Genomic DNA, 10862 nt, shown 5'->3' with positions numbered 1-10862 from the left:
GAAGCGTGATCCCGGAAAGACAGAAGCTGGTTTCCCGGAATGATCGCACTTGCAACAATTGAGAGCGGGGTGGTTATTCGCCGTCCGTTCCAATGCAGTGGTTCGAAGTTTATCCGGCCTGCCGTTTAAGCCGGGAGCACCTGGCCCTCTCATCGGAACCGATGTGAGGGCCAGTTATTGTTACTCACCACCGCCCAGTGAATGGACGAAGATGGCAAGCTGCTTGACGGTCGCATCACCGAGGCGTGTTTCCCATGCAGGCATGACGCCATGCTTGGGATGCGATACCTGACGTATGATGGCGTCCTCGCCGGAACCGTAGAACCAGATGGCGTCTGTCAGGTTCGGCGCACCGAACTCACGCAGACCCTTGGCATCCGCGCCGTGGCAGACAGCACAGTTTTCGGCGAACACCTTCTTGCCTTCCGGCACCATTCCCGGATTATGCGGTGTGCCGGAGAGGCTCACCACATAGGCAGCGACATCGCGGATCTGCTGCGGTTCCAGCACGTCGACAAAAGCCGGCATCTCGGAGATGCGGGTGTCGGCATCGTCCTTCGAACGCACACCATGACGAATGGTCGTCAGAACGTCGTCGATGGAACCGCCCCACAGCCAGTCGTCATCGTTGAGGTTCGGATAGCCGGGTGCGCCCTGTGCGCCAGAACCGTGGCATTGCACGCAGTTGACGCGAAAGGCAGCGGCGCCGCCGGCAATCGCATACTGGCGCAGGTTTTCGTCAGCCAGAATCTCGTGCACGTCCTTGGCCTTGATCTGGTCGATAATGCCCTGACGCTCGCTGTCGATCTTCGCGGTTTCTTCCCAGAAGGCGCCACGGCTCGACCAGCCGAGCACGCCGCCGGTGGAACTGGAAATCAACGGCCAGGCCGGATAGGCGATGACATAGGCTAGGGCCCAGAAAATGGTGGCGTAGAATGTCCACAGCCACCAGCGGGGCATCGGATTGTCGAGTTCCTTGATGCCGTCCCATTCGTGACCGGTCGTCGCTACGCCGGTGACATCGTCAATTTGCTTGTCAGTCATTTGCGTCATCCTTGAAAGGAATGTCCTTCGCGTGGTCGGCCATCTGCTTGCTGCCTGGCCGGAACGCGTAGAAGACGACGAAGAGGAAAAAGAGCGCCATGCCGAGCAGACCCCAGCTATCGGCGAAAGTGCGCATGGTGTTGTAATCCATCGCTAAATCTCCGATTTATCTCGCTTTAGGGGACTGGTCGTAGGTCGAGAAATCGACCAGCGTGCCGAGCATCTGGAGATAGGCGATGAGTGCGTCCATCTCCGAGATCATCTGCGGATTGCCGTCGAAATCACCGACCCTGGCCTTGGGATAGCGGGCCTCGACGCCGGAAGTATCCGCATCGGGTGTTGCCTGTGCCGTCAGATCATCCAGCGCGCTGTCGATCATTTCCTGGCTGTAGGGCACACCAACCGCCGCATTGGCCTTCAGATTGCCAGCAATGTTGGCGGCGTCCAGCGGACGGTCCTTCAAGAAGGCATAGCTCGGCATGACCGATTCCGGCACCACATCGCGCGGACGGACAAGGTGCTGCACATGCCATTCGTTCGAATATCGGCCGCCGACGCGTGCGAGGTCCGGCCCCGTGCGCTTGGAACCCCATTGGAATGAGTGATCGTACATGGATTCCGCAGCAAGGCTGTAGTGACCGTAGCGTTCCACCTCGTCGCGGAACGGACGGATCATCTGGCTGTGGCAAAGGTAACAGCCTTCACGGACATAGACGTCGCGGCCCGCGAGTTCCAGCGGCGAGTAGGGGCGCATGCCCTCCACTTTCTCGATTGTGTTCTCGAGATAGAAAAGCGGTGCGATTTCAACGATGCCACCGATCGTGACCACGGCGAGTGATGCGATCAGCAGCAGAGTTGCGTTTTTCTCCAGCTTGGAGTGGTTCTTTAGTATCGACATAAATCACACGCTCCTTATTCGGCAGGCTGCATGGTGGCGCCGGTCGCAGGCTGCGTACCGCCCATGGGCGCTTCGTTGCGCAGATTGCCGCGAATGGTCTGATAGACGTTCCAGGCCATCACGAAGCCACCGGCGAGGTAGAGCACGCCGCCAAGCGTACGGATGACGTAATACGGGAACATGGCGAGCACGGTTTCCGCGAAGGAATAGACGAGGAAGCCCTGGTCGTCATATTCGCGCCACATCAGGCCCTGCTGGATACCGGCAACCCACATTGCGGCCGCATAGAGAACGATGCCGAGCGTCGCCAGCCAGAAGTGCCAGTTGACCATACGGATCGAATAGAGCCGCTGGCGGTTCCACAGCTTCGGTGCGAGATAATAGACGGCGGCAAACGAGATCATGCCATTCCAGCCCAGCGCACCCGCATGAACGTGACCGATGGTCCAGTCCGTATAGTGCGACAGCGAATTGACGGCCTTGATCGACAGCATCGGGCCTTCAAAGGTTGCCATGCCGTAGAAGGCTATGGCTGCAACCATCAGTCGGATGATCGGATCGGTACGGACCTTGTCCCAGGCACCCGAAAGCGTCATCAGGCCGTTGATCATGCCACCCCAGGACGGCATCCACAGCATGATGGAGAAAACCATACCCAGCGTCTGCGCCCAATCGGGAACAGCGGTGTAATGCAGATGGTGCGGACCGGCCCAGATATAGAGGAATATGATCGACCAGAAGTGCACGATCGACAGGCGGTAGGAATAGATCGGACGCTCTGCCTGCTTCGGTACGAAATAGTACATCATGGCCAGAAACGGCACGGTCAGGAAGAAGGCAACGGCGTTATGGCCATACCACCACTGCGTCACAGCATCCTGCACACCTGCAAAGGCCGAATAGCTCTTGACGCCGAGGAAAGAAACCGGGATCGCCAGATTGTTGATGATGTGCAACATGGCGATGGTGATGATGAAGGACAGGTAGAACCAGTTCGCCACATAGATATGCGGCTCCTTGCGCTTCAGGATCGTACCGAGGAAGACGACCAGATAGGCGACCCAGACGATGGTGAGCCAGATGTCGACATACCATTCCGGTTCGGCATATTCGCGGCTCTGAGTGATGCCGAGCAGATAGCCGGTCGCGGCCATCACGATGAAGAGCTGATAACCCCAGAACACGAACCATGCAAGGTCGCCGCCGATCAGGCGGGCGCGGCAGGTGCGCTGCACGACATAAAACGACGATGCTATGAGCGCATTGCCGCCGAATGCGAAGATCACCGCAGAGGTGTGCAGCGGACGCAGGCGGCCGAAGTTCAGATAAGGTTCCAGATTGAGATCGGGAAAGGCGAGCTGCGCGGCGATAACCACTCCGACCAGAAAACCGGTCACCCCCCAGAAAACCGTCGCGATGACACCGTAGCGAATCGGGCCGTCCATATAGGTGGATTGGTCGACCTTTTTCTGCGTCAGGCCGTAATCGGCATTTCGCAGCAGAAGAATGGTGAAGATGGCCAGTGTAGCGAACAGAATCCACATATGGGTTCTGAACAGCTCATCATGGGAAAATCCGGCCAGAAGCACGGCAAAAAGTGCTCCCAGACCGGAAAGGACTGTTCCAGCGGCGTAGTTCATGAAATCCCCTCGCAGCGCATGACAAGAGCCATCTCGGATGAGACAGCAATAGCGATAAGTTTCCTATCAGCGCTTAGGGGGCAGCTGTCATTGATCTAAATCAAAGACAGCTGCCAGAAGGCCCGAAAAATAAGGAAGAGAGCCTTGCTCAGGATTCGTCAATATCCCGCTCCAGCTGCATCATGACACGGGATGCAGCTTTATATCATTCGATAATCATGCCTGGCACGATGATTGATGCGCTTAGCCCGCCTTTTGGGCGGTTTTGCAGCTGCAATTCGCCTCCCATCCGTTCCGCCGCCATTTTCACAATTGCGAGGCCGAGGCCGCTGCCAGCTTCGTTGCGATGCGTGCCACGGAAAAACCGCTCGGTCACGTGCGGCATTTCGCTTTCGGGAATACCAGGTCCGTCATCTTCGACGGTGAGCCTGACTTTGCCCGCTTCGGCTTCGATCCGGCAGCGCGCGGCGCCATATTCAGGCGAGTGATTGACTGCATTTTCGATCAAGTTGCGGGCAGCGAGCGTGAAGAGATGCGGGGAAGGCAACTGCGCCAGCGGCATGTTGTCCGGCAATTCGATGGAAATGCCGCGTTGGGCTGCGAGCATCCGCATGTCGGTGGAAACCGCAACCAGAAGCTGGCACACCGGTTCGCATGTCGGCGCTTCAATCTCATCGCTGGTTTCGAGCGCCGCGAGATCCAAAAGCTGGTTGGTGAGGCGGCTGGTGCGGTCGACGCCCGCCGCGATCTGGCGCACCGCATTGGCGCGCATTTTTTCGTCCGTCGCACCTTCGGCAATCTGTGCCTGCGTCTTCAGTCCGGCGAGCGGCGTCTTCAGCTCATGCGCGGCAAAGATCGCAAAGTTGCGCTCGCGCTCGCGCGCCTCTTCAACACGGTGGAAAAGCCCGTTCAGCGCCGTGACGGCAGGTGCGATCTCCTTAGGCAGGTTCTGTTCGGGAAGTGGTCGCAAATCCTGCGCCTGCCTTTTGGAAAGCACAGAAGCAAGGCGGCTCAGCGGGTCGAGACCGCGCCGCACGCACAGCCAGATCATGAGCGCCAGAACAGGCAGCATCAACAAGGCCGGCAATACGAGGCCCGTCACAACATTCTGTACCAGCTTTTCACGAACGCTCAGGCTGTCGCCAACCATGACGCGCAGGCCGAGCTGGGTATTTTCGACCGCGAACACACGCCAGCGATCGCCCGCAACCTCCGTATCGGAAAAACCGTTCGCGACACTGGTGAGTCGCACGCCGGGCGCACTTTCGGAACGTCCCACCAGCTTGCCGTCGAGTGCCCATATCTGGCAGAACAGCTGCCGGTCATAGAGCGGAAAATCCGGCATCGGCTTCAGCGACAATTGCCCGCCGTCGCCTTCCGGGCCAACCTCCACACGATGCTCGGTCAGAAGCGAATTGACCATGCGCGCAGCCTCCATCAGGCGCGCATCGAGCACTTTCTCAAGCTGTGACTGGGTACTGATGTGAATCCAAACCACCGCGAAAAGCCAGACGAGACAGGTAACGCCAATCAGGATGCCGGTCAGGCGGCTGCGAATGGAATTCATGCGGTTGCCCCCGCCAGACGGTAGCCGACCCCACGCACCGTTTCGACGTAATCGGAGCCGAGCTTCGAGCGCAGATGATGGATATGTACTTCCACCGCGTTGCTCTCCACTTCTTCCTGCCAGCCATAAAGCGCTTCTTCCAGCGAGGATTTGGAGAAGGTCGCGGTCGGTCGTTCCATCAAGGCGCGCAGAATCGAGAATTCGCGTCGGGTCAACCTGACGGGTTCACCATGGAAACGCACTGACATCTCCGCCGGGTCGAGTTCCACGCCGCGCCATTCGAGCAGGGCATTGGCGCGTCCGGCACCGCGTCGGGCGACCGCGCGTACGCGGGCAGCAAGCTCATGCAGATCGAAGGGCTTGCCGACATAATCGTCGGCACCCGCATCAAGGCCTGCAATGCGCTCGGGCACCTGATCGCGTGCAGTCAGCAGCAAAACCGGTGTCTCGTCGCGGCCGCGACGCATCGTCTTGAGGATGTCGAGGCCTGAACCGTCGGGAAGCATCAGGTCGAGCACTACGGCATGATAGTTCTGGGCGGCCAGGGCTGCTTCCGCGTCGCCGCAATTCGAGACGGCATCCACGGTGAAACCGGCAAGACCCAAACCTACAGTCAGTCCGTCGAGGAGAATCGTGTCGTCTTCTACCACGAGTATGCGCATGAGTTCCTGTTTCCGCCTTCATTGATAATTAGAAGCACACGGCTTTTCACCGCGCCAGCTTAAGGCTGTCTTAAGGTGGCCGGAGCATTCGCCTTTTGCAACATGATCAATTTGTCCGAATCGAATTTAAGCGGAAAATCGTAATGCGTTTCTTTGCGGGCCTCGCTGGCTTATTCATCAGTTTGTTTCTCGCGCTCGGCCCGGCATTGGCAGCGAACCCACTACCGGTCGATCAGGCTTTCCGCCTGAGCGTGCTGAAAGATACGGATGGCCGCCTCGTACTCAACTGGCAGATCGCGGACGGTTACTATCTTTATCGCGATCACATCGAGGCGAAGGATGGGCAGGGAAACGCGTTTACTGTCGATACGCAACCCGGCCAGCCAAAGGATGACCCGAATTTCGGGCGGCTTGAAGTCTATTACACCCATGCCACAGCAAGCCTGAAGGCAAACGCACAGCCAGTTGAACTGACCTATCAGGGCTGTCAGGAAGACGGCATCTGCTACCGTCCGGAAGCCAGAACCATCGATCCGGTCACGCTGGCAATATCCAGCGAAATGGGTCAGAAGGCTAAGGGACTGACGCAGGCATCAGCATTTGCTCCGGCTTCTATGCTGTCTGTTGAGCAGAATACGGCATTTGCACTCGCACCCGAAAAGGGCATGGTCGAAGGGCTGCTCGATCAGGGCGGTGCCGCGCTGGTGATCGTGGCATTTCTAGCTTTCGGTGTTCTGCTTGCTTTCACGCCGTGCGTATTTCCCATCTATCCGATCCTTGCCGGAACGCTGGCTCGTGAAGGTGAAAAGCTGACGGCAAAGCGCGGCTTCGTGCTTTCAGCCGTCTATGTCGTGAGCTTGGCACTGGGCTTTGCTTTGGTGGGTGCAATTGCTGGCTGGTCGGGGCAGAACCTGCAGATGGTGCTGCAATCGAAATGGACCGCGCTCGCGCTAGCCGGACTATTCACGCTTCTGGCGCTCTCCATGTTTGGCCTGTTTCAGATACAGCTTCCAAATTCATGGGTCAGCGCGATTTCGTCACGCACGGGCCAACGGACAGGTTCCAAACGTTCCGCTGCCATTCTCGGTCTCTCGTCCGTGCTGATTGTCGGACCCTGCGTGACGGCACCGCTTGCAGGCGCGCTGCTTTATATCGCGCAGACGGCCAATGTCGCGCTGGGTGCTTCGGCGCTCTTTGCGCTTGGCATCGGCAAGGGACTGCCGCTCATTGCTTTCGCCACGCTCGGTGCGGGCACGCTTCCGCGTGCTGGCGCATGGATGGAAACGGTGAAGCAGATTTTCGGCTTCGGTTTTCTGGCAACTGCAATTTTCGTTGCCGCACCGCTTCTGCCGCCCGGTGTTGACATGGTGCTGTGGGCACTTCTGCTTTTCGCAATAGCGAGTTTCGCATTTCTCAGGATTCCGGGACGCAGCGTTGTGGCGCGCACAATCGGGACCGCATCCTTCGTTTACGGTGTCATTTTGATGCTCGGCGTGGCTTCGGGCGGAAAAGACCCGTTGCAACCGCTGGCCGCATTCGGTAACCGTGGCGGCAACCAGAATCTGGCCGCGCTGCAATTTGCGCCGGTCGAGACTGTTTCTTCCCTTCAGGAGATACTTGTTGAAGTGCGCGGCGACAAGCCGACGCTTGTCTATTTCACGGCGGACTGGTGCGTAAGCTGTTCCACTGTGGAGCGCCGGGTTTTGCCCGACGCGAGCGTGAAGAAGGCGCTGGGTGGCTATCAGCTCATCAAGGCGGATATTTCGCAGCTCACCAGCGGTAATGCCGATCTTATGGCAAAGCTTGGGGTGGCCGGTCCTCCGACGATGATCTTCTTTGATCGTATCAGCAAGGAACCGGAGGGGACCAGATTGGTGGGCGATGTCACGACCGCCTCTATCGAACGTTCGGTCGGCCTCGTGAGCGCTGACTAGAGCATTTCCAGCAAAAGTGCGAAGCGGTTTTGCGTCGGAAAATGCGGCAAAAACAAAGAGATAGAGCATTTCCAATGGTTTAGGAAAGACAGGAAATGCTCCAGAAATAAAGGATTTCAAGATGGCCCGGGGGCAAGGAAATTGATGGTATTGAATGAAAAGCCGGACGCACGGGGATCGTTGATGCGTATGGCCGTGGTTGCCTGTCTGTCTTTAGCTGTCGCAGCATGCACGACCGCATCCGCAGATCGGCCGATTGCCGTCACCATGCCGCAGACTGTTGCCTTCACGCCAGAGCCTGTTTCCGTTGAACCAGTCAGCGAACCAGCGCCAGAAGTGCAGACAGCGAAGAGTGAATATGAGTCCATGTATGGCGCGGTGAACGACCGCGGCAATCTCATTCCGGCACTTGATCTCAACAAGATTGCGGATCGCAATCTGCGCCGGGAAGTCGATTATGCCACGACCGAACCGGTTGGGACCATCGTGGTCGATCCCTATGCGCGCTATCTCTATCTCGTGCAGTCGGGCGGCAAGGCGATCCGTTATTCCGTGGGCGTTGGTCGCGCTGGTCTTACTTTCAAGGGTGATGCCAAGCTTGCTTACAAGTCGCAGTGGCCGCGCTGGACGCCCACGGCCAATATGATCAAGCGCAATCCGGAGCATTACGCAAAATATGCGAATGGCCTTGAAGGTGGTATCCGCAATCCGCTGGGTGCCCGCGCGCTTTATCTCTATCGTGATGGCAAGGACACGCTTTACCGCATCCACGGTACCAACGAGCCTTGGTCCGTCGGCAAGGCGGCGTCGTCCGGCTGCATCCGTCTCTACAATCAGGACATCCTCGATCTCTACAAGCGTGCTACAGCCGGTGCGCGTGTCGTCGTGTTGGATAAATCTCAATCGGGCAAAGGAGCAAGCACATGATGAACCGTCGTCAGATACTGGCCGCAACGGCAGCCGGTGCCGCAACGATTGCGATTTCAGGCGGCGAGAGCCTTGCGCAGCGCGTGCCGACGGTTGCGGAAGTGCTCTATGACAAGGAAATTCCGGTTCTGGGTAACCCGAACGGCAATGTGACCATCGTAGAATATTTCGATTACCAGTGCCCATACTGCAAGAAGGGGCATGGCGAGCTGATGCGCGTGGTCAAGAATGACGGCAATGTTCGCCTTGTCATGAAGGACTGGATTATCTTTGGCGACACGTCGGCTTATGCCGCACGTCTCGTTCTGGCTGCGAAAAAGTCGGGTAACTATGTAAAGGCCATGGAAGCGTTGATGGCAACACCGGGTCGTCTCACGCCGGAACAAGTGGATGCGGCACTGAAGAAGGGCGGGCTTGATCCGGCAAAGCTCAACGCTGCCTATAAAGCCGATTCCAAGCGCATCAATGCCATTCTTGAACGCAATATGGACCAGGGTGAAGCCTTCAATTTCGGCGGCACCCCCTCCTTTGTCATCGGCACCAAGCTTTATGGCGGTGTCATGAAAGAGCCGGAACTGATCGAAGCGATCAAGGAAGCTCGAAAGTCTTAAATTGATACCAGTAATGAAAGGGTGGAGTGAAACTCCGCCCTTTTTGATTCAAAACGGATATTGCTGCGGACCTTCGATGGTAATCCAGCGCAGATCGGTAAATTCATTGATGACGGCCTTTCCGCCGAAACGGCCATAACCGGAAGACTTAACACCGCCGAAAGGCATCTGCGCTTCGTCGGCTACCGTCGGGCCGTTGATGTGACAGATGCCGGTTTCGAGCTTTCTAGAAAGTGCCAGCGCCCGTTTCACATCCTGACTGAAGATCGCCGATGAGAGGCCATATTCGGTGTCGTTTGCCACGCGGATCGCCTCTTCGGCATCCTTTACGCGAATGATGGGTTTCACCGGCCCAAAGGATTCCTGCGCATAGATGTTCATATCCGGCGTCACATGATCGATGATCGTCGCCTCAACGATTGAACCCTGGCGTTTGCCACCTGCCAGAACCTTGCCACCTTTCGCTACCGCATCCTCGATGAGGGCGTCCATGCGCTCAGCCGATTTGAGATCGACCAGTGAACCCAAAACGACATTGCCGCGCGGATCGCCGGCAGGCAGGGATTTTGTCTTGGCGGCAAGCTTCTCGGCAAAGGCGCTCGCCACCTTCTCATGCACGATGAAGCGTTCTGTAGACATGCAGATCTGGCCCTGATTCATGAAGGCTCCGAAAGCCGCGGCATCAACTGCCTGGTCAAGATCGGCATCTTCCAACACGATGAAGGGCGCCTTGCCGCCCAGTTCCAGCAGAACCGGCTTCAGATGTTCTGCTGCCTGTTTGGCGATGATCTTGCCGACATGGGTAGAGCCGGTGAAGTTGATGCGGCGGATGGAAGGATGGGCAACGAGGGCCGCGACGATTTCCGGTGCATCCTCTGGCGCATTGGAAATGACATTGACCACGCCGGCAGGGAAGCCCGCATCGTTGAGCGTCTTGACGATCAGGTGATGAACGCCGGGGCAGGATTCGGACGAACGCAGAATAACCGTGTTGCCGCAGGCAAGTGCCGCTGCTATTGCGCGCACGCCAAGAATGATAGGCGCATTCCATGGCGCCATGCCAAGCACTACGCCAACAGGCTGGCGCACGGCCATGGAAACGATGCCGGGTTTGTCGGAAGGGATGATTTCGCCGGTAATCTGCGTTGTGAGCGCGGCAGCCTCGCGCAGCACACCGGCTCCAAGATGGACATTGAAGCCCGACCATGGGCCGGTTGCACCGGTCTCTTCGAGCATGAGACGGGTGAAATCATCGACCCGGCTTTCCATCAGGTCGGCAGCCTTGTTCAGAAGCGAACGACGCTCATTCGGGCCGGTTTCAGACCAGTTTTCAAAGGCTTTCGCGGCAGATTTTGCAACCGCATCGACATCGGCAAGGTTGGCCGCAGGTGCGGTAGTAGTGACTTTTCCGGTAACCGGGTCCTTGCGATAGAATGTCTTGCCCGATGCGGATTCAGTTTCCTTGCCATCGATGATGAAGCCGATTGTCGTCATGGTCTTCTCCCTGTTTACCTCTCGTATCATGGTATAAAAGCCGGGAGCTTGCATGATCCTTATTTGTGAACAGACTGTGCAACGG

10 protein-coding genes are annotated in these 10862 nt (G+C 57.6%); 3 read left to right on the top strand and 7 right to left on the bottom strand.

The features are described 5' to 3' along the window. Nucleotides 1-180: 180 nt before the first annotated feature. The 6 genes from ccoP to AAE521_RS05410 form a co-directional block, all read right to left on the bottom strand. Complete coding sequence (gene ccoP, locus AAE521_RS05435; protein ID WP_342060687.1) at nucleotides 181-1044, bottom strand: cytochrome-c oxidase, cbb3-type subunit III; 864 nt, start codon at nucleotides 1042-1044, stop codon at nucleotides 181-183. Further along, on the bottom strand, nucleotides 1037-1195 hold the full coding sequence (locus AAE521_RS05430; protein WP_071633610.1) for a CcoQ/FixQ family Cbb3-type cytochrome c oxidase assembly chaperone: 159 nt from the start codon (nucleotides 1193-1195) through the stop codon (nucleotides 1037-1039). Before AAE521_RS05430 ends, ccoP begins: the two co-directional genes overlap by 8 nt. Nucleotides 1196-1210: 15 nt before the next feature. Further along, nucleotides 1211-1942: a cytochrome-c oxidase, cbb3-type subunit II gene (gene ccoO / locus AAE521_RS05425; protein WP_342060686.1), complete on the bottom strand. Its 732-nt coding sequence runs from the start codon at nucleotides 1940-1942 to the stop codon at nucleotides 1211-1213. A 14-nt stretch (nucleotides 1943-1956) separates the two neighbouring features. Further along, the gene (ccoN, locus tag AAE521_RS05420; RefSeq protein WP_071633612.1) at nucleotides 1957-3582 is read right to left on the bottom strand and encodes a cytochrome-c oxidase, cbb3-type subunit I; all 1626 of its coding nucleotides are present in this window, start codon (nucleotides 3580-3582) and stop codon (nucleotides 1957-1959) included. A gap of 205 nt (nucleotides 3583-3787) precedes the next feature. Continuing rightward, nucleotides 3788-5149 (bottom strand): ATP-binding protein, encoded by a 1362-nt coding sequence (locus tag AAE521_RS05415; protein WP_342060685.1) that lies wholly within the window; start codon nucleotides 5147-5149, stop codon nucleotides 3788-3790. Continuing rightward, nucleotides 5146-5811, bottom strand: a complete 666-nt coding sequence (locus AAE521_RS05410) for a response regulator (RefSeq protein WP_071633614.1) — start codon at nucleotides 5809-5811, stop codon at nucleotides 5146-5148. Before AAE521_RS05410 ends, AAE521_RS05415 begins: the two co-directional genes overlap by 4 nt. A gap of 143 nt (nucleotides 5812-5954) precedes the next feature. Between AAE521_RS05410 and dsbD the strand changes: the two genes are divergently transcribed. The 3 genes from dsbD (at nucleotide 5955) to AAE521_RS05395 (ending at nucleotide 9283) form a co-directional block, all read left to right on the top strand. Further along, on the top strand, nucleotides 5955-7745 hold the full coding sequence (gene dsbD / locus AAE521_RS05405; RefSeq protein WP_342060684.1) for a protein-disulfide reductase DsbD: 1791 nt from the start codon (nucleotides 5955-5957) through the stop codon (nucleotides 7743-7745). Nucleotides 7746-7889: 144 nt separating this feature from the next. Then, on the top strand, nucleotides 7890-8672 hold the full coding sequence (locus AAE521_RS05400; RefSeq protein WP_235817712.1) for a L,D-transpeptidase: 783 nt from the start codon (nucleotides 7890-7892) through the stop codon (nucleotides 8670-8672). After that, on the top strand, nucleotides 8669-9283 hold the full coding sequence (locus AAE521_RS05395; RefSeq protein ID WP_342060683.1) for a DsbA family protein: 615 nt from the start codon (nucleotides 8669-8671) through the stop codon (nucleotides 9281-9283). The genes AAE521_RS05400 and AAE521_RS05395 overlap by 4 nt, the downstream gene beginning before the upstream one ends. Nucleotides 9284-9331: 48 nt before the next feature. On the opposite strand, the gene AAE521_RS05390 is transcribed toward AAE521_RS05395, so the two are convergent. Then, entirely contained in the window at nucleotides 9332-10777 is a 1446-nt protein-coding gene (locus AAE521_RS05390; RefSeq protein WP_342060682.1) for an aldehyde dehydrogenase, read from the bottom strand. Nucleotides 10778-10862 lie beyond the last annotated feature (85 nt).

The sequence above is a fragment of the Brucella cytisi genome (assembly GCF_038433355.1).
GTDB lineage: Bacteria > Pseudomonadota > Alphaproteobacteria > Rhizobiales > Rhizobiaceae > Brucella > Brucella cytisi.
The sequence above is the reverse complement of the archived record's forward strand: the minus strand, read 5'-3'. Positions and strand labels throughout refer to the sequence as shown.

Excerpts from the sequence above, each read along its gene's own strand:
- AAE521_RS05390 (WP_342060682.1), bottom strand. The coding sequence starts at position 10,777 with ATGACGACAATCGGCTTCATCATCGATGGCAAGGAAACTGAATCCGCA.
- AAE521_RS05410 (WP_071633614.1), bottom strand. The coding sequence starts at position 5,811 with ATGCGCATACTCGTGGTAGAAGACGACACGATTCTCCTCGACGGACTG.
- AAE521_RS05395 (WP_342060683.1), top strand. The coding sequence starts at position 8,669 with ATGATGAACCGTCGTCAGATACTGGCCGCAACGGCAGCCGGTGCCGCA.
- AAE521_RS05415 (WP_342060685.1), bottom strand. The coding sequence starts at position 5,149 with ATGAATTCCATTCGCAGCCGCCTGACCGGCATCCTGATTGGCGTTACC.
- ccoO (WP_342060686.1), bottom strand. The coding sequence starts at position 1,942 with ATGTCGATACTAAAGAACCACTCCAAGCTGGAGAAAAACGCAACTCTG.
- AAE521_RS05430 (WP_071633610.1), bottom strand. The coding sequence starts at position 1,195 with ATGGATTACAACACCATGCGCACTTTCGCCGATAGCTGGGGTCTGCTC.
- dsbD (WP_342060684.1), top strand. The coding sequence starts at position 5,955 with ATGCGTTTCTTTGCGGGCCTCGCTGGCTTATTCATCAGTTTGTTTCTC.
- ccoP (WP_342060687.1), bottom strand. The coding sequence starts at position 1,044 with ATGACTGACAAGCAAATTGACGATGTCACCGGCGTAGCGACGACCGGT.
- ccoN (WP_071633612.1), bottom strand. The coding sequence starts at position 3,582 with ATGAACTACGCCGCTGGAACAGTCCTTTCCGGTCTGGGAGCACTTTTT.
- AAE521_RS05400 (WP_235817712.1), top strand. The coding sequence starts at position 7,890 with ATGGTATTGAATGAAAAGCCGGACGCACGGGGATCGTTGATGCGTATG.